The organism is Sanyastnella coralliicola, assembly GCF_030845195.1.
Classification (GTDB): Bacteria; Bacteroidota; Bacteroidia; order Flavobacteriales_D; family Sanyastnellaceae; genus Sanyastnella; species Sanyastnella coralliicola.
This window is the reverse complement of sequence record NZ_CP132543.1, coordinates 346,972-364,030: the sequence shown is the minus strand read 5'-3', so window position 1 is coordinate 364,030 and position 17,059 is coordinate 346,972. Positions and strand designations below refer to the sequence as shown.

The window sequence follows — 17,059 nt, the reverse complement described above, 5'->3', positions numbered from 1 at the left end:
GCGGAGCAGCCCAGTTAGCCATTTAACGGAACTATTTCCTTTATTTCGGGTTTCGTATTCCTTCAGTGAAATCTAGTTAACTTAGTACACATGAGCTATTTGAAATACACTTGCGTATTAGCGTTCATTTTGTCTTGGAGCTCTATTCCAGCGCAATCAAGAACGAATGCTGACGTGATCAAACCACTGAAGAAAAGTTCACTAAATACAACAGGCTGGGCATTTAATCGTACTTCGGGAAAGTGGGAGTCGAGTGAAAACATAATTCCCTCAGCACACGGTGGAGGACCTGTACCAATGTGGTTGCAGTTCGATAGTTTCAGCGAAATGGAACTATGGCATTTCGAACATCAAGGAAAAATATATCGTTGCTGGACATGGTTGGAAGAATTTACTTCGCAATCGATCATTGCTGGAGCAAAAATCATCAAGAAATCACCCTTCAACTCTCCTTATGCTGGAGAAACCATGTCTTACACCTATCAAAGACATGTCTGGGTAATCATTTCCCCCGATCAATACTCCCAAATATGCTCCCAACTCCTCACTCTTGATGGATCCACGCAGCGAATCGAGCTTCATGGTGGTCAATTCACAAAACTTAGAAACCCTTATGAATATCGATGGGAACAAATGATTCTAAAATCCATCACCGCCGATCCAACTCCACCTCCCCAGGACACACGGTCAGAGCACGACAGAGTGTTTCCCCCAGAAGTCACCTCCTACCAACAAAATCTATTTTTCAAAAGACAGTTCCAATTCAACACCCAAGCACCTGATGGATACAATGTCATGCGATTTCGATTGCCAGTGGCAGCTAAAAACCTTCACGGTCAATACTATGATCGATTGACAAACAATAGGTACCACGAAGTGAGACTTGCGGAGTGGAATGCCTTTTTCCATTAGGCAATAATCAACTACATCGCATGACTTCAAAGCTCCTTATCTTATTGTTATCATTAGGACTAACTCTGACAAGCACTGTTTCTTTAGGACAAACAGAATCTGAAACCTTGGTATTCATTAACTCTAAGTTGCATTCCTGTCAATCTTCATTTCCAAGACCTGATGGTTCAAAAGCTCCTATGAAATGGCACATCTCAAAAGGGGTATTCAACCAAGCAGATGTTTTTATTGTCGAGCTACATTCAGATGCTCCTATTTCAAATTACAAATTCAACGCAGAGAACATCATTGACATCCTTGAAACAAGAGCTTCCAATGGTAACCTGAATATCCGTATCGTCGATAAACAAAGCTCCATTCTGCACACCTCGTACTTAACCGATGAAACTCAATGGGTACATGAACTAAATTTGGTGCTAAACTGCGAGGATGAAGAAATAAGAAGGATTATCAAAGCATTTAGACATTTAGCTGAAATCAATGGAGCAACGTTACCTGATGAAGAGCTTTTTAATGATTAGCGTACAATTCTGTTGAATCACTAAAATACCTCCAATTGAGAATAGGATTGGTGTTCTTTTGACTCAATTGACCAACCACAAGCAGGTACTCCACCCCGGGCTCCTCTAAATGGCCTTTGCTTTCGGTAATTATATTCTGCCAATTATCTCTAACTATTTCCAGCAGTCTGTCATCAGCTTCTTGCTTATGGTCGTAGTCGTATACCACCAACACCTTTAGTCTTGCCCTGAGCTTGGAAAGCTTAATCATTTCGCGAAAACAGTCCGCAAAGTCATTCTCAAACTCAATCACGACTTCTAAAAATCCATACTGAAGTGCTCTTTTAGAAACCGAGTGTTTTCTTTCCTCATCCATCGAGCAAACAAAGGAGTTAATACTTCGAGCAGCTACGAAGTCAATCTTACGATGTTCGGTTTTTAATATGAGTTCCGCTTCAGGAATCTCCTTGAGTAGTGCTGACCTCAAATGGTTAGACCAGTGCCAGTCACTAATATTCTCAATACCCTGCACCTCTTTTGTCCAACCAGATGTACTATCCCACAAGTCCTCCCAACTAGGTAGTTTAGATAACTCACTTGTATATGTGTGCCATATTTGTATGAACTCAATTGCCTTCATTGAACACCAAATTATAAAAGCTGACTTTACTAAAACTGCAATTTTTGAGGTTATAATCAACCAGAGCAAAGTGCATCGGGTATTCGCACGTAAGCCTATCATCTTCGAAGGATGAGCGTCGATGGAGGTAACTCATAATTTTCTAATAATATCGAAGCCCCACTATGCCATCGGAATGGTCTTTATTCATCTGACCCCTATGTCATCAATGGATTCGTAGTCATTTACTCCTGACTACTCTCAAATGTTAACCACTAAGTACTCGCAAAACACGTTTCTGACAATCAACTAAAAAGTTTCATCGCTCAACACGATATGTTTAATATTGCACTGGTAAAATTTATCGAGCCGCAGAGGCCTTGACAGTGAAAAACTGATCAAACCCAAGACCAACCCGGTATACCTTAGTGATTTCCTGTATTGACCGAACGGAGCAAACGTGAACTTTCTCAATTAATCTTTCGCATTCAGGAAGGGGATACGGACGCATTTGGTGAACTTTATCGAGACTATTCCGCAACACTTTATGGGGTTTCTCTAAAAATCTTGGGAAGCGAAGATCAAGCAGAAGATGTCTTGCAAGATGCCTTCATCAAGATTTGGAAGAACATTAAAAAATTCAATCCTCAAAAAGGAAGCATCTTCACTTGGATGCTAAATATCACGCGCAACACAGCGATTGATCGTCTTCGAAAATCAAAGAATCTTCAAAAAGCAAAAATCCAAACCCATGCGGAAAACGTAGATTATCCAGCAAGGGTTCGTTCTTCACAAAATACAGATGTGATCGGACTCAATGACGAAGTCAACAAATTAGCACCTGAACACCGACAGATGATTGAGTTCATTTACTTCCGAGGTTATACGCAACAAGAGGTTTCTGACGAATTAGTCATCCCATTGGGGACGGTGAAGACAAGGGTTAGGAAAGCGGTCATCGAATTGAGAAAAGTATTTACAACATTGTTCTTTTGGATGTAAAGGCATACATATCATCAGGTATTCTGGAGCATTATGTTCTCGGAACTGTTTCTTTGCAAGAGCAGCAGGAGGTGGAGTGCATGTCGCATATCTATCCAGAGATTGCTGCCGAATTGGTACGTCTCCAAGAAAGCATTGAACGATATGCGGAATCATTAGGTACTCCCCCACCTTCAAGGTTGGAAGTTAAGATCATGGAAGCGATTAAGGATGAACAACAGCTTCCGGCCGAAAACACAAACACCAAAGAGCACGAGGCCGTTATTCATCTGAATACCCAACCAAATGTCAAACCTATTCGTTTTGCTGCTATAGCAGCAGCAGTAGCAGCATTGGTGTTTGGTGGTTTCTGGTTAAATGAAAACAAACAGAGGGCAAGGGTAACTTCGGAGCTAAACCATCTAAAGCAAGAACAGCAAAACCTTGTTGATCAACAAGATCAACTGGAGGCCAAGCTGGTGGCCCAGGCCACGGAAATCGATCTCCAAGAACGAATCAAGTCAAACTTGATAGACTCCTTCACAAAGACCGTTCTGCTAGCTGGTACCGCTAATAGTCCGGAATCCAGTGTAAACATCTATTGGAACCGTAGGAATGCCGAGGTAATGATGAAGGTGGAGCAACTTCCAATGCCTGAAACAGATAAGCAATACCAACTATGGGCTATAGTTGATGGAGAACCGCAAGATATGGGTGTGTTTGACATCGATCTTAATTCCAATGACATTCTGCTCATTCCGGTCGCCATCGCAGAAGCTCAAGCCTTCGCTATTACACTGGAGACCAAAGGCGGAAATCCAGTTCCAAATCTTGACGCATTGTACGTCATCGGGAATGTAAACGCTTAATCTGTCGTTTCTACTCTTCTGTTTTTCAGTATGTAACCGTTCATTTTAAAAAAATCTCGCTTTTTAAAAATCCAATCGTAAAGCTGAGACGTAGGTTTTTGTGATCAGCATCCAGAACGGATGCAAAAAATGAAAACAACCCATCACAAAAACCGTGAACACATGACACATATTACTCCTTTACTCAAAAACTTAGCACTGATGCTCTTTGCAATACTCAGCTTCGGTCTCGCGCGAGCAGACCATTTGTCTGATGAGCTAATTGTTTCAGCCAAACTCACAGGTGACCAAGAGGTTCCTGCAGTCATTACAGATGCCCAGGGAATTGGCTCGATCACCATCAACAGTACATGGGATAGTCTATTTGTCAATGTATCTGTCAACAAACTATCTGGACCTGTTACTGGTATTCACATTCACAGCGGTATGCCTGGTGAAAATGGTCCGGTAGAAACCAACCTCAGTTCCGATGTCGTAAGAAATCGAATTATTGCCACCATTACTGGTGATGACTTAACTCCTGAACTCATCGCAGGATTACTCAATGGTGATCATTACTTGAATGTGCACACAGACGAGAATCCAAACGGTGAAATTCGTGGACAATTAACCGTAGAGAGCGATTATACCTTCCGTTCATGGATGGATGCAGGTCAACAAACCATGGAAGTGGAAAGCGATGCGCTCGGATTAGTTCACCTGAACCTTTCCCGCACCGGTGAATCGGTTCAATTAAGAGCAGTGGTTGATGGCCTTTCAGGCCCCATTGCTGCTGCTCACTTGCATTATGGTGCAATGGGTCAAGACGGTCCTGTGGGCGTTGACCTTATGAGCTACATTGACGGTAACAGCATTGTCGGTGATTTTCAAATTGTCGACTACCCAGAGCTTATCGAAAACCTCTATCAGGGGATGGTTTATCTAAATGTCCACACCAATGATTTCCCTGACGGAGAAATCAGAGGTAACCTGATGTACGAAAACCAATTGGCCTTTGATTCATGGCTTAATACCGATCAAGAGGTAATGATGCCTATGGGTGCTGATGGGTATGGTGTAGCTACGATGACTTTAAGTTCTACACTTGACACCATCTGGTACGAAGTCTTAACCACCGATCTGACCGGCGAAATCACTGGTGCCCATATTCATGATGGCGAAGTTGGAGTGGATGGCGATGTTATCGTTGGCCTAACTCCAGAGGTAGATGGTAATATGATCAGCGGAATGGTATCTGGTGAAGAGGTAACCCTTGAACTCATCCAAAAGATGTTACGAGGTGGTACTTACATAAACATACATACGGATATGAATCCGGCCGGTGAGATTCGCGGACAAGTATACCGCCTCGCTCGTGAGGGTTATACGCTAGCTCTTGAAAGCAATCAAGAAGTACCACGCAAATTCGCCATTGCAAAAGGTAGCGGACTAATCACTATTGATCGCGATCAGTCTAACGCTCATGTGATGATTGTGGTTTCTGACCTTAATGGTCCCCTTACTGGAGCTCATTTTCATGGGGCACCCATGGGCCAAAACGGTGATGTAATCTATCATTTGACCCCATGGTTCGAAGCGCTCGAAACAGATGATGCCGCTTTTGGTTATTGGACGTCTGACGACGATATGCCATTTACTCCCCTTCAGTCGCTTCAATTCAGAAACAAAGAAGTCTATGTTAACATCCATACAGATGCCCGTCCGGCAGGGGAGGTCAGAGGACAAGCCCTTCGTGGGGCAAACCAATTCATGCATCAACTTGAAGACAATGGTGAATTGCCGATGGATCCGATGTTTGAATCAGGGATTCTATTTAGCGCAAAACTGAATGGTGAGCAAGAGGTGCCTGCTGTATCGACCGATGCACTTGGAGTTGGAGGGTTCCTTCTCAATGAAACAAGAGACACGATGTTTGTTAACGTAAACCTCGACGGTTTAAGTGGTCCGATTACAGGAATGCACATTCATGATGGCGTTGCTGGAACCAATGGAGATGTGATTTTTGACCTCTCTGACATGCTCAGCGGAAACCAAGCCCGGGGATTTATCACTGATTTTGATTTATCAGGGTTTATCAAGAGCGAGTACTACGTAAACGTTCATACAGATCTCAATCCTAGCGGGGAGATCAGAGGACAAATTGGGTTTGAAAGCGACTGGAGCTTCATTGGAGAGCTTGATGGTGAGCAAGAAGTACCAGCAGTTACTACTGATGCATTTGGTAAGGTAGTGGCGAATTTGACCAAAGATGAATCTCAACTACAAATCAGAGTTGTGACCACTGGATTGTCTGGTGCGATCACCGGAGCACACCTACATCAGGCCCCTGAAGGCATGAATGGCGATGTAGTACTCAACCTCACCGAGGATATTAACATCAACTCAATTGAGGTGACCGTAGACCCGAGTGAATTTCTTAGTGACCTCAAAGAGGGGAATATCTACATCAACATACACACTGAACTAAATCCAGGTGGTGAGATTCGCGCGCAATTGAACCTTGCAGAGGCTTTTGTCTTTGACGCTTGGTTAAATGGTATGCAAGAGGTGCCGTCAATAGATGCGCCTGGCACAGGTATGGCTTCGTTATGGATGAATGACGCCTGGGATGAATTGAATTACGATATTGTAGTTGATCAAATCAGCGGTCCGATTGACGCGATTCATATTCATGGTGCCGGCCTAGGAGAAAATGGAGATGTTTTGGCTAACCTCACACCATCTATTGATGGTAACCGAATTTCGGGAACCATCACCGGAGACCTTTTGACAGAGGAGTTGGTGACCATGCTAATTAACGGACAGTGCTATTTCAACTTACATACTTCTGCCTTCCCTAGCGGGGAAATCAGAGGCCAGATTTACCGTTTGGCTCGTCAAGGATACTCGTATGTACTATGTGGAGACCAAGAAGTGCCCGCTGTAGATGCAATGGCATACGGAGGAGGAATTCTTTCGATTGATCGTGGCTACACAACTGCACACACCATGTTTACCGCAACCAACTTGTCTGGTGGTATTACCGGTGCGCACTTGCACAATGCACCAGCCGGTGAAAATGGTCCCGTACTTTATGGATTGACCGAAATCCTTGAAGAAAATTCAGGATTTGTGTACCAACCCATTGATAACATGGGGGCCATGGCCATTCTAGATGGAGATGTCTATCTCAATCTTCATACCTCTGATAATCCCGATGGCGAAATTCGCGGTCAGATCGATAGCATGATGGATTGCCCTGAAATAATGATTGTAGGGATCGATGAACCCACTATTGATGCTACGTTTAGCGCATATCCTGTGCCGTTCGGAAATCAGGTGAACATCGAACTTGACAAGACAACGTCTGCACCGCTATTGATTGAACTAGTAGACATAACTGGTAAGGTGGTATTGCAAAAACCTATTGCCGGAACCCAGTCGATTATCACTCTTGATACGAGTGAATTACAGACAGGACTGTATGTAATCAGACTTCGTTCCGATGAAGTCTTCATTTCTAGAAGAGTGTTGAAAAAGTGAGGGGACTAGAATGAGACGAAGAGACGGGGCAACGTAAGTTGCTCCGTTTTTTTTAATCGCTTAAGTCGTTCAAAACTAAAGGTTTCTATCGTGAAGTAAAATCTCATACTGTAATAATCATGGTTTATCTTCTACTCTAACACTCCCAAATTGTCGGTATACTGAATGAGAGCGTTGGAGCCTTTATTTATGACAACTTCACTACCGACGGTGACCACACCACGGGAAGAATTCATTTAAGAATCAACCTTATCAAGATCGTTTATGGTTGAATTTTGAGTGCTCCAATCTTCATTGATGTTGAAGAAAACTTGTCCATACATAAGAAAGGCCCAAAACAAGAGCAGAACTGCTCCTGTGGAGAGAAGAAATTTCATAGATCATTAGCTTTAATTAAAATACTCATTATCAACTCCCAAACAATGTCTTGTGAAACAAACAACTCATATTGATACAGATTTAGCCAGCTGAATCTATACCTATTCTGTACCCCTAAAAGAAATAAGGCTCTCAGATTTCTCTGAAAGCCTCATTCTACTTAATAGCGGGGGCAGCACTCAAACCTACGGTCCGCCTCAGGCGGAGTGATGAGCCGAAACTCTTAAACACAAAAAGGCGCTCATTTCTGAGCAGTCTTCTTAGTCGCCGAAAGGAACTCAAACCTACGGTCCGCCTCAGGCGGAGTGATGAGCCCGAAATATTTCGCACAAAAAAAGGCTCTCACTTCTGAGAGCCTTACTTAGTAGCGGGGGCAGGACTCGAACCTACGGCCTTCGGGTTATGAGCCCGACGAGCTACCAACTGCTCCACCCCGCAATATATCTTTCGAACTTAGTCGTTCTTTTGGTCTATTGCTTCCCTTTAAACGCAACATAAACGAAGTATGTTGTTCAAAAGGGACGGCAAATATACAGAGTTTTATCATCTTTGCAAGTCCTTACAGGGAAGATTTTCGTGAAACACAAAGCAGGATTCGTCAATATCATCGGAAGCCCGAACGTCGGAAAGTCGACACTTATGAATCAACTCGTAGGTGAGCGCCTCTCTATCATAACGTCTAAGGCTCAAACAACGCGTCATCGCATCATGGGTATCGTGAATGACGACGATTTTCAAATCGTCTATTCTGATACACCTGGAGTACTTGACCCTCAGTACAAACTGCATGAAGGAATGATGCGCTTCGTTAAGAACGCCCTCCAAGATGCGGATGTACTATTGGTCATGACTGACGTCTTCGAAGACTCGATGGCTCACCCAGAGACTCTTGAGAAGATTGCCAACATGGACATTCCAACGTTTGTGTTGATCAACAAAATCGACCTTTCTGACGCCGAAACCATAGAGAAGCGAATCGAAGAATGGAAAACACGCATTCCTCGTGCGATTGTGGCGCCGATTTCTGCCTTGCATTCATTCAACATTGAGAAACTTCTGGATCACATTGTAGAACAGCTTCCTGAAAGTCCGCCATACTTCCCGAAAGACGAACTCACAGATAAGCCGATGCGCTTCTTCGTGAGCGAGATGATTCGCGAGAAGATACTGCGTCACTACAAACAAGAGATTCCGTACTCGTGCGAAGTCATCGTTGAAGAGTACAAGGAAGATGGCAACCTCATCCGAATTCGAAGCGAGATTATTGTGGCCCGTGAATCACAGAAAGGCATCATTATCGGACATCAAGGAAAGATGCTGAAGCGCATTGGAACGGAGGCCAGAAAAGACATCGAAGCATTCATTGGCTCCAAAGTGTTCCTGGAACTTTACGTGCGTGTAGATAAGAACTGGCGAAACGACGAAAGCAAGCTGAAGCGATTCGGCTACATGAACTGATGATCACTTTCCCCAACGCCAAGATCAACCTCGGACTGTCAGTGCTGAATAAGCGTGATGATGGTTTCCACAACATCGAAAGCGTATTCTACCCAGTGCAGATTTGCGATGCACTGGAGATTAAAACCATCGACGAATCAACATGTAAGCTTGTCCTTTCAGGTGATGCTATTCAAGGTAATCTCGAGTCAAACCTAGTCTTCAAGGCCTGGAAGATTCTTCATCAGAAATATGACATTCCAGGGGTCCATTGTGAGCTCCTGAAGAAGATCCCCATGGGTGCTGGTATGGGTGGAGGTTCCGCTGACGGCAGTTTTATGTTGAAGCTTTTGAATTCGCATTTCAAGCTTAATCTCGCTAACGCGGAATTGGAACAACTCGCTGGACAACTCGGATCTGATTGCCCTTTCTTCATAGAGAACAAACCTGCTTTTGTATCAGGTCGTGGAGAGCACATGGAGCGCATCGATCTTGACCTTTCTGGATACCACCTTCACGTCATTCACCCGAACGTTCACGTAGGTACAGCAGAAGCCTATGGACTACTTTCTCCTGAAAGAAGACAGCAAGACCTCCGCGTACTTCCAAGAACCCCTATCGAAGAGTGGCAATCTACCTTCCACAACGATTTCGAGGAAGTAATCGCCACCCAATTCCCGGCGATAGCCGAGGCCCAAAAAAGCCTGCTAAACCAAGGAGCCATCTACGCCGCCATGACCGGAAGCGGATCAGCAGTCTTCGGCATCTTCAAAGAAAAAGTGGCGCTGGAAGAAAAAGAAGGATGGCGCTACTTCGAAGGAAGAATATAGGGGCACGCATGCGTGCCCTTACCAGAAACCTATTTCTGCGCCCGCGTATAAAGGAAAATTCCCAGCGCAAAGAATATCATATTCGGTACCCACACCGCTATATTGGCTGATAGCCCGACGTTCGTTGCGGCCACAGTGGTCATCTTTAAGGCAAAGATGTACGTCACACCGATAATCACCGCCATGAAGAGGTGCAGACCAGTACCTCCCCTCACCTTTCTGCTGGCGACGACCACTCCGATGAGGGTTAAGACGTAGATCGCAAAGGCATTAGAAGTGCGGGAATATTTTTCAATCTCAATGAAGGCTACATTACCAGAACCTCGTTGTTTTTCTTCTTCGATGTACTTCGTAAGCGCCGCATAATCCATGGTTGATACGATTTCTGATCGCGCCCCAAAATCTGAGATCTGCATATTCAGCACCGTATCAATTTGATTCACTACTCGGAGGTCTTCAGTCCCGTCAGGATGAATGTCTCGGATGCGCACATTGGTAATGAGCCAGCGTCCGGTTTCTTCAATGTATTTCGCCTTACTGGCCATAAGTTTCCGCACCAACCTTCCGTCTTCCCAGTCTTCCAAAGCGAACTTATAACCTACGTTACGCTCGGCAGTAATAGATCGGAAATAGGCGATGTTACCTGGATTAATCTCACGGTATAAGTCATGTTCACTAATGTGGAAGCGCGTATGGATGTACTTAAACTCGAAATCGACCTTGGTCTTATTCGCCTCGGGTAGAATAACATGGGCAATCAGCAATGATAGCCCAACCAAAAAGGTGGAAGCAATAAAGTACGGACGGAGCAATCGATTAAAGCTGACGCCTCCGCTCAACATTGCGATGAACTCTGTCTTCTGAGCTAAATTACTGGTAACCAATATAATGGTGAGGAAGACAATGAAGGCACTTAACATGTTTCCAAAGAAGAAACAGAAATTGAGGTAGTAGTCAATGAGAACTTCTCCTAGTGGAGCCCCATTGGTAATCAAGTCATCAATATTCTCGGAAAGGTCAAAGACGATCGCGATCACGCAAAACACCACGATCATGAAAAAGAACGTGCTGAGGAACTTCTTTATAATGTACCAGTCGAGAAGCTTCATTTGCGCTTACAGGCGTTGCGTTAATTTCGGCACCATCATATCCTTCCACTCGCGGAAGTCTCCGTCGAGAATGTGTTGACGTGCTTCTTTTACCAAACTCAAATAGAACGCCAAATTATGGACACTTGATATGTACATCGCCAACAATTCGTTGGAAGCGAACAAATGGCGTAGGTAGGCCTTGCTGTATTGCTGATCAACAAAGCATGTTCCATCAGGGTCAAGCGGAGAGAAATCATTGATCCACTTCGCATTCTTCATGTTCATGGTTCCGTTGCGAGTGAAGAGGTAACCATTCCGCGCATTGCGCGAAGGCATCACACAATCAAACATATCAACTCCGAGCGCAATACATTCAAGAATATTCGCCGGGGTCCCAACCCCCATCAAGTAGCGAGGCTTATCTTCTGGGAGAATACCACAAACGATGTCGCACATTTCGTACATCTCTTCGTGTGGCTCTCCAACACTCAAACCTCCGATAGCATTTCCTTCTGCATTTTGAGACGCAATGAACTCTGCTGATTGCGTTCGCAGATCTTTGTAAGTAGAACCTTGAACGATGGGGAAGAGCGTCTGCTCATAACCATACAAAGGTTCGGTTTCCTTCATACGATTTACACAGCGCGTCAACCAACGATGGGTCATCTCCATGGATTCACGAGCATATCCGTATTCACATGGATAAGGCGTGCATTCATCAAAGGCCATCACGATATCAGCACCAATCTTGCGCTGCACATCCATCGCGTCTTCTGGACTAAAGAAGTGCGACGAACCATCGATATGCGATTTGAACTTCACCCCTTCTTCAGAGATTTTTCGACGATCAGAGAGACTGTACACCTGGAAGCCTCCCGAATCGGTGAGAATCGGCAACTCCCAGTTCATGAACTTGTGAAGTCCACCAGCCTGTTGAAGGATATCCGTTCCCGGACGTAAGTAAAGATGGTAGGTATTCCCCAAGATGATCTGAGACTCAATGGTCGAAACCAAATCTTGCTGCGGAACTCCTTTCACTGTACCAACAGTACCCACCGGCATGAAGATCGGTGTCTCAATTGTTCCGTGATCGGTTTCAATCACCCCCGCACGAGCTGAACTCTCGGCGTCTTTTCCTTTCAGTGTGAACTTCATTGCCGCAAAGGTAACTAACCCGAAGCTTCTTTATTATCATTGCACATGCTCGGAACATTGTTTAACGTAGTTACCGTAGCCGTGGGTGCCTCCTCCGGACTATTGCTGAAGGACAAGCTTCCGGAACGCTACACCTCTATTATATTCGTAGCATTGGGATTATGCACCTTGTTCTTTGGCGTAGACATGGGACTTGGATCGAATAATCCCCTCGTGCTTATCCTGAGCCTCGTTTTCGGGGCCATACTTGGTGAAAGCCTCAAACTTGAAAGCAGATCACTAGCGCTCACCGAACGCTTTAAGAAAGGCGGAGAAGACGATAACGACAAAGGCTTCGCGGAAGGTTTGCTTACCGCATTTGTTCTGTTCTGCATTGGTTCTATGACTTTGCTGGGCTGCCTTACTGAAGGATTAGAAGGCGACCGAACTATTATCATGACGAAAGCCACGATGGATCTTTTCTCATCGGCAGCACTTGCGGCAGCTTTTGGTCGCGGCGTGTTGTTCAGCATCATCCCTCTCTTCATTTATCAAGGTGGTTTAACGCTAGGCGCGGAATGGATCTCACCTTTATTGAATGAGACCATTACGGCTGAGATATTCGGTTGTGGGGGAATTCTTTTAATCGGACTGGGCCTGAACATTCTTCAAGTGACCAAAATCAAAATGTTGAATTTGGCACCAGCACTTTTCATTTGTCCATTGTTCGCCTGGCTTCTTCCTGTGCTCGAAGCTCTTCTAAATGCCATTTTGACATAACAATTTTAACGAACTGCCTTTTTGTCACTCTGATTTCTGTTTTTCTGCCTTTTTCGGCAGGAAAACCGAATGGCACATCAATTGACCTATCCCATCTGAATTCAAATTAGAAACACACAGAATTTCAGATTATGGGATTAGTTAAATATCGCACCGGACTTCCAACGAATTTCAACAGCTTGTTTGATGACTTCGTAAATGACGGATTCCTTGGAGGACGCTCAGTGAATGTACCTTCAGCAAACATTTCAGAGGGGAACGATCGTTTCTCGATCGAGCTGCAAGCCCCTGGATTCGATAAGGAAGATTTCGAGCTAAAGCTTGACAAGCAGATGCTGACGCTGTCAGCGACTCAAAAAGAAAAAGAAGAGTCAAAGGATGTAAAGTTCACACAACGTGAATTCAAGACATCCACATTCAAAAGAACATTCCGACTACCGGAGAACGTCGACAACGACGGAATCTCTGCTTCATACAACAACGGTATCCTCTCGGTAGTCATTCCTAAAAAAGAGGCAGAGAAGACAGTGAAAACGTTCACTGTTTCGTAAGCAGTTAGTTTGGTTTTGGTTAAGGTAGTGGGTCGCTCGTAGAGTGGCCCACTCTTTTTTTTAGTGGTCTTTGAAATACTCCATGTAACTCAAGCCCTTTGAAACATACTTCGGGTCATGCGTACGCGGACCACCTACGGATGGATAGACTCTTCCAGTATTGTGATAGTGAAACGCATCTTTATACCTGCCAGCTCTTAGAAGATGTCCGTATTCATCTTCAATCCATTGCACCCCAAACTCTACAGCGTCATCTCCACGAATATCACTCACCGTAACATCCATGCCTATGCATTTATAGCCCATCAATTGAAACGGGCCCCAGGAGGTTGACAGATTGCGCACGGCTTCGTCACTCGCAAATTCAAGGTGGCGCTGCTTTACTTGCTCATAATTGCTGCGTTTCCCCTCTTTTACTTGCTTCAAACGTCGGTACACCCCAGGCTCATATCGCTTTCCCGCTGGCATTCTTCCTCCGCACTCTAAAACACACAAGGCCATCAGGTACTCATAAGACACATCGTATTCCTCGGCACTTTCACGTATGCTTTCACTGTAATTCGCGTGCGCTCGTTCCAACGCATTCCCTCGGAAATACTGCGGATCGATTTCTCCTCCTTTCTTTCCTTTCCACAGGCTAACGCCGAAAACCATCAAGAGTGGAAGAATCACCAACACAAGTAAAATCCGTATGCGCTTATTTCGCTTCATCTTGAATGTAAAGTACCTTGCTGCTTATAAAGATGACAATTTTTTATGCCCGCTAATAAATACGCCCTTTTACGCTACCGCATTATCGATCGATGCATTTCGAATAGCGCAAGACCTTACCCCTCAAAGGAAGATCTTCGAGAAGCTTGTGAAGAGGCACTTTATGGTAGTTCAGGTGATCGTATATCCATTTCTACCATTGAAAAGGATCTCTGGGCAATGCGTAACGAAGGCGAACTAGGTTATTACGCGCCCATCGCCTACAGCAAGGTGCATAAAGGATATTTCTACGAAGAAGAAGATTACTCCATCAATGAGATGAGTCTGAACGACGATGATTTGGAGGCCATTCACTTCGCCGCAGAAACTTTCAATCAGTTTCGCGACATCCCCATCTTCAAGCAATACCAGCAAGCCATTGACAAGGTTACTTCTCGCCTGAAGATCTCACCTGACTTGAATGATCAGAGTTCGGAACACTTCATTCAGTTTGAAGAAGCACCAGAGGTCAAAGGAATTGAACACTTAGGTCCCATCGCAAAAGCCATTCAACAGCATCAGCGTCTGCGTTTCCAATATGCGAAGTTCACTGATGATACTGCATCATCTTATGAGGTTGAGCCTTACTTGTTAAAAGAGTACCGCAATCGCTGGTATGTTATCTGTTGGAATCCTTCACGAGAAGACTTCCGTACGTATGCGCTTGATCGCATGGGTGAAGTAAAGGTGAGCAAGAAGACCTTCAAACCGGATCCTGAGTTTTCTAGTGATCGCTTCTTTCAGCACAGCATTGGCATCACCGAAGTAGACAAGGAGCCTCAGCAGGTTATTTTCGAATGCTCTCCAGTGCTTGGTCGCTACCTCGATTCACAGCCGCTGCATCGATCGCAAAACATCGCTTGGTCTGAAGACAAGGCCCAAATCAAGCTCGAAGTTCTGATCACCTATGAGCTCATTGCTGAACTCTTAAGCTTTGGTGCCGACGTAAAAGTGTTGGCACCAACACAATTGAAAGACCGCATTCAGTCTACGTTATCGGCTGCTTTATCTAAGTATTAACCACAACGTAAATAGTTTACGTTCACACTGAAGATCATTGTGTCAAATAACAGACACGATGAACAATCCGAGCATTTACACTTTTCGTTTCGACCGTTTCCGGATCGACAACTTCAGTCTTTTTACCAATCACGATCAACTTCAGATCTCTGGCGCCTATTCTGACGGAAACAAGCTCCAGGTATGCACTTTCAGAGCTTCTTACGCCGTACTGAACGAACTACTACGCACCAAACTTCCAAAAAGCACTGCATTCAAACTCATGACTGCAATAGGCACCGCCTTGAGTAATGAGGAGAATCGATGGGAATCGGTGAACGTAAGCGAAGTACTCGGAGAGAACATCACCATCGAAACTTTAGGTGTTATCACGAGTTCGCAGCCGAATAAATCGGTGAACAAGCCATTGATCCACAGCTTTTTCAATTACAAACAGCAGAATTTTTCTTGACCGTAAATCCTTTACGGTCTGCCCCCCGAACATTGTATCATCAAACAAACACAACAGATATGCAATCACTAGTAGAAGCACGCAAGTATGTAGAGTCTTTCGCTCGTCCAATCGGATACAACGCCTACTCATGGAATGTCGCTAAACGCATGGCACTAGAAGCTTGGGATTGTTATCTGACTGGTCGCCCGTTCCGAAAGCCAATCAATTACTTCTGCCGCGAATTCTATGACATGCTCAAGAATCCAGATGGAGGTTACATCGTTCCTGAACACAAGTTCAAAACCTACTAAGACATTTAACGCCTTCGTGCTAACGAGCACCTAGTTTACCTAAACATCCCCCAAGAGCGAAGCCAACAACTTCCCCCATGCGCTTTTCTTCTCTTTCTGTTGGCTTCGCTCTTTTCCAACCCCTTGTGTTCAAAACCTTTGGTTCCTAATAGCACCGAAGCACAGTTGAAATTTTACCTTTGATTGGAATCAAAACGCGGTTTAAAGCACCCTGTTTGTCGAATTCATCGATGATTTACCACGGTTTATCTACAAGAATGGTATATTTGTCGTTGAGCAGAACACAACTGCTAACAACCGGGCAAAACACGATCAATGGCGGCTATCTCTGAAAAAGCGCTGTCTAGACTTAGCGAACTGTACCACTCTCATCTTAGCTGGAATCCAGCGAAAGAAGAGGGACAGAAAGTCTTGTTGTCCTATTTCGGTGAGATTGTCCAGAACAGAATTGACTACTTACTCCGACTAACTGAAGATGTCATCATCGACAATGGTGGGAAACGTAAAGTCATGAAACGCGTGTGCAGCGTACTGATCGAGTGCTTGCAAAACACCTCTATCCACGGTACCAAAGACGATCGTAGCTCTTCGAATAGCTTTTTTATTCTTCAAGGGAATGACAAGGAGTTTACCATTGTCAACGGAAACCTCATCCTAGCAGAAGATGCCAACCTTCTTGCATTCAAACTAGATGAGCTACGAGGACTCACACACACAGAGCTTCGAAAGCTCTACATCGAAACGCTTTGCAATCAGAACTACAGCTACAAAGGCGGAGCTGGACTAGGGTTCCTTACGATCGCAAAGAAATCGAGCAAACCAATCGAATATTCGATTCTTCCACTCGATGAAAAATTTGCCTTCTTCACTACGGAAATCACTGTAGCCCGCGTTTAAGACGCCGCTGACTCTCTCGACTCTCTCCTTTGTTATTATTCATT

Annotated in this window: 17 protein-coding genes and 1 tRNA gene; 13 read left to right on the top strand and 5 right to left on the bottom strand. The window is 44.6% G+C overall.

The features are described from left to right. The first annotated feature begins 90 nt into the window (after positions 1-90). Both RA156_RS01560 and RA156_RS01555 read left to right on the top strand, forming a co-directional pair. Positions 91-912 (top strand): hypothetical protein, encoded by an 822-nt coding sequence (locus tag RA156_RS01560; RefSeq protein ID WP_306642230.1) that lies wholly within the window; start codon positions 91-93, stop codon positions 910-912. Positions 913-932: 20 nt separating this feature from the next. Beyond that, positions 933-1,433: a hypothetical protein gene (locus tag RA156_RS01555; protein ID WP_306642228.1), complete on the top strand. Its 501-nt coding sequence runs from the start codon at positions 933-935 to the stop codon at positions 1,431-1,433. Here RA156_RS01555 and RA156_RS01550 read toward each other — a convergent pair. Then, positions 1,423-2,052, bottom strand: coding sequence for a hypothetical protein (locus RA156_RS01550; protein ID WP_306642226.1), 630 nt, complete (start codon positions 2,050-2,052; stop codon positions 1,423-1,425). The two genes, RA156_RS01555 and RA156_RS01550, sit on opposite strands and share 11 nt — an antisense overlap. Before the next feature lie 420 nt (positions 2,053-2,472). On the opposite strand from RA156_RS01550, the gene RA156_RS01545 reads away from it, so the two are divergent. The 3 genes from RA156_RS01545 to RA156_RS01535 all read left to right on the top strand — a co-directional run bounded on the left by RA156_RS01545 (position 2,473) and on the right by RA156_RS01535 (position 7,403). After that, positions 2,473-3,033 carry an RNA polymerase sigma factor gene (locus RA156_RS01545; RefSeq protein WP_306642224.1) on the top strand — a complete coding sequence of 187 codons (561 nt, stop codon included), beginning with the start codon at positions 2,473-2,475 and terminating at the stop codon, positions 3,031-3,033. Next, positions 3,024-3,881, top strand: a complete 858-nt coding sequence (locus RA156_RS01540; RefSeq protein ID WP_306642222.1) for an anti-sigma factor — start codon at positions 3,024-3,026, stop codon at positions 3,879-3,881. Before RA156_RS01545 ends, RA156_RS01540 begins: the two co-directional genes overlap by 10 nt. Before the next feature lie 201 nt (positions 3,882-4,082). Beyond that, positions 4,083-7,403 carry a CHRD domain-containing protein gene (locus RA156_RS01535; RefSeq protein WP_306642221.1) on the top strand — a complete coding sequence of 1,107 codons (3,321 nt, stop codon included), beginning with the start codon at positions 4,083-4,085 and terminating at the stop codon, positions 7,401-7,403. Between the two features lie 743 nt (positions 7,404-8,146). Here RA156_RS01535 and RA156_RS01530 read toward each other — a convergent pair. Beyond that, a tRNA-Met gene (locus RA156_RS01530) sits at positions 8,147-8,219 on the bottom strand. A 138-nt stretch (positions 8,220-8,357) separates the two neighbouring features. Here RA156_RS01530 and era point away from each other — a divergent pair. Both era and ispE read left to right on the top strand, forming a co-directional pair. After that, positions 8,358-9,239 carry a GTPase Era gene (gene era / locus RA156_RS01525; protein ID WP_434064821.1) on the top strand — a complete coding sequence of 294 codons (882 nt, stop codon included), beginning with the start codon at positions 8,358-8,360 and terminating at the stop codon, positions 9,237-9,239. Continuing rightward, entirely contained in the window at positions 9,239-10,048 is an 810-nt protein-coding gene (ispE, locus tag RA156_RS01520) for a 4-(cytidine 5'-diphospho)-2-C-methyl-D-erythritol kinase (protein ID WP_306642217.1), read from the top strand. The genes era and ispE overlap by 1 nt, the downstream gene beginning before the upstream one ends. A 29-nt stretch (positions 10,049-10,077) precedes the next feature. On the opposite strand, the gene RA156_RS01515 is transcribed toward ispE, so the two are convergent. Both RA156_RS01515 and tgt read right to left on the bottom strand, forming a co-directional pair. Beyond that, positions 10,078-11,157, bottom strand: coding sequence for an LptF/LptG family permease (locus RA156_RS01515; protein WP_306642216.1), 1,080 nt, complete (start codon positions 11,155-11,157; stop codon positions 10,078-10,080). Positions 11,158-11,163: 6 nt separating this feature from the next. Further along, complete coding sequence (gene tgt / locus RA156_RS01510; RefSeq protein ID WP_306642214.1) at positions 11,164-12,294, bottom strand: tRNA guanosine(34) transglycosylase Tgt; 1,131 nt, start codon at positions 12,292-12,294, stop codon at positions 11,164-11,166. Between the two features lie 45 nt (positions 12,295-12,339). Here tgt and RA156_RS01505 point away from each other — a divergent pair, with 45 nt between their 5' ends. Next, a complete protein-coding gene (locus RA156_RS01505; RefSeq protein WP_306642212.1) occupies positions 12,340-13,053 on the top strand; it encodes a DUF554 domain-containing protein in 714 nt (237 codons plus the stop codon). Positions 13,054-13,184: 131 nt separating this feature from the next. Then, positions 13,185-13,604 (top strand): Hsp20/alpha crystallin family protein, encoded by a 420-nt coding sequence (locus RA156_RS01500; protein WP_306642211.1) that lies wholly within the window; start codon positions 13,185-13,187, stop codon positions 13,602-13,604. Between the two features lie 60 nt (positions 13,605-13,664). Here the strand turns inward: RA156_RS01500 and RA156_RS01495 are convergent, their stop codons facing one another. Next, entirely contained in the window at positions 13,665-14,315 is a 651-nt protein-coding gene (locus RA156_RS01495) for a hypothetical protein (protein WP_306642209.1), read from the bottom strand. A 45-nt stretch (positions 14,316-14,360) separates the two neighbouring features. Here RA156_RS01495 and RA156_RS01490 point away from each other — a divergent pair, with 45 nt between their 5' ends. The 4 genes from RA156_RS01490 to RA156_RS01475 all read left to right on the top strand — a co-directional run bounded on the left by RA156_RS01490 (position 14,361) and on the right by RA156_RS01475 (position 17,015). After that, positions 14,361-15,374, top strand: a complete 1,014-nt coding sequence (locus RA156_RS01490; RefSeq protein WP_306642207.1) for a helix-turn-helix transcriptional regulator — start codon at positions 14,361-14,363, stop codon at positions 15,372-15,374. Positions 15,375-15,432: 58 nt separating this feature from the next. Next, positions 15,433-15,825, top strand: coding sequence for a hypothetical protein (locus tag RA156_RS01485; RefSeq protein WP_306642206.1), 393 nt, complete (start codon positions 15,433-15,435; stop codon positions 15,823-15,825). A 59-nt stretch (positions 15,826-15,884) separates the two neighbouring features. Further along, complete coding sequence (locus tag RA156_RS01480) at positions 15,885-16,118, top strand: hypothetical protein (RefSeq protein WP_306642204.1); 234 nt, start codon at positions 15,885-15,887, stop codon at positions 16,116-16,118. A 315-nt stretch (positions 16,119-16,433) separates the two neighbouring features. Next, positions 16,434-17,015, top strand: a complete 582-nt coding sequence (locus RA156_RS01475) for a SiaB family protein kinase (RefSeq protein WP_306642202.1) — start codon at positions 16,434-16,436, stop codon at positions 17,013-17,015. Positions 17,016-17,059 lie beyond the last annotated feature (44 nt).

Excerpts from the sequence above, each read along its gene's own strand:
- RA156_RS01560 (WP_306642230.1), top strand. The coding sequence starts at position 91 with ATGAGCTATTTGAAATACACTTGCGTATTAGCGTTCATTTTGTCTTGG.
- RA156_RS01555 (WP_306642228.1), top strand. The coding sequence starts at position 933 with ATGACTTCAAAGCTCCTTATCTTATTGTTATCATTAGGACTAACTCTG.
- RA156_RS01550 (WP_306642226.1), bottom strand. The coding sequence starts at position 2,052 with ATGAAGGCAATTGAGTTCATACAAATATGGCACACATATACAAGTGAG.
- RA156_RS01535 (WP_306642221.1), top strand. The coding sequence starts at position 4,083 with ATGCTCTTTGCAATACTCAGCTTCGGTCTCGCGCGAGCAGACCATTTG.
- ispE (WP_306642217.1), top strand. The coding sequence starts at position 9,239 with ATGATCACTTTCCCCAACGCCAAGATCAACCTCGGACTGTCAGTGCTG.
- RA156_RS01515 (WP_306642216.1), bottom strand. The coding sequence starts at position 11,157 with ATGAAGCTTCTCGACTGGTACATTATAAAGAAGTTCCTCAGCACGTTC.
- tgt (WP_306642214.1), bottom strand. The coding sequence starts at position 12,294 with ATGAAGTTCACACTGAAAGGAAAAGACGCCGAGAGTTCAGCTCGTGCG.
- RA156_RS01505 (WP_306642212.1), top strand. The coding sequence starts at position 12,340 with ATGCTCGGAACATTGTTTAACGTAGTTACCGTAGCCGTGGGTGCCTCC.
- RA156_RS01500 (WP_306642211.1), top strand. The coding sequence starts at position 13,185 with ATGGGATTAGTTAAATATCGCACCGGACTTCCAACGAATTTCAACAGC.
- RA156_RS01495 (WP_306642209.1), bottom strand. The coding sequence starts at position 14,315 with ATGAAGCGAAATAAGCGCATACGGATTTTACTTGTGTTGGTGATTCTT.
- RA156_RS01490 (WP_306642207.1), top strand. The coding sequence starts at position 14,361 with ATGCCCGCTAATAAATACGCCCTTTTACGCTACCGCATTATCGATCGA.
- RA156_RS01485 (WP_306642206.1), top strand. The coding sequence starts at position 15,433 with ATGAACAATCCGAGCATTTACACTTTTCGTTTCGACCGTTTCCGGATC.
- RA156_RS01480 (WP_306642204.1), top strand. The coding sequence starts at position 15,885 with ATGCAATCACTAGTAGAAGCACGCAAGTATGTAGAGTCTTTCGCTCGT.
- RA156_RS01475 (WP_306642202.1), top strand. The coding sequence starts at position 16,434 with ATGGCGGCTATCTCTGAAAAAGCGCTGTCTAGACTTAGCGAACTGTAC.